General features: G+C 32.2%; 1 pseudogene. It reads right to left on the reverse strand.

The window, feature by feature from the left end:
• A pseudogene (locus tag ACFILO_RS09790) lies at positions 1-529 on the reverse strand (hypothetical protein); the annotation flags it as partial.
• Positions 530-559: the final 30 nt, after the last annotated feature.

Consider the following 559-nt stretch of genomic DNA (forward strand, 5'->3'; position numbering starts at 1 on the left):
AATCGTTTGTTTCTAAATTTTCAAAATCAATTTCTCTTTTTGATAAAATAATATTTTTATTTTTTTTGTTATTGTTAATGTTATTGTTATTGTACCCTCTTGAAGAATCTTCAAGACATCTTGAAGAATCTTGAAGACTTCTTAAAGAATCTTGAAGCTCTCTTGAAGATTCTTCGTGGTTTTTATGTTTTCTAGTATTGGCGGCTTTTGCTGCTCTTTCTGCAAACTTATTTAAAGTTTCGTCTGAATTTTTTAATTCTTCTTCAACATCTGAACACCACAAATGACCATCTTCTGAAAGAATAATGTGTCCAGATCTAAATAAGTAATCTAATGCCTTCTGAAATCTTTTTACTGAACAACACGTAAAATGAGATAATATTTGCGCATCATTTACAAGAGGCTCTCTAGTGCGCAACATTTGCAATCGCAATCGCATATAAACATTGCCTTCAATTGCGGGTAAACAAGCAAGATCAAGAAGCCACTTGTCTGCAAAAAGCCTCGTCCATGGTAATTTACTGGACATACCCCAATTCCCTTTCTTTAACTAAATATA

The sequence above is a fragment of the Bartonella sp. AP72JLCBS genome, assembly GCF_042195705.1.
Classification (GTDB): domain Bacteria; phylum Pseudomonadota; class Alphaproteobacteria; order Rhizobiales; family Rhizobiaceae; genus Bartonella.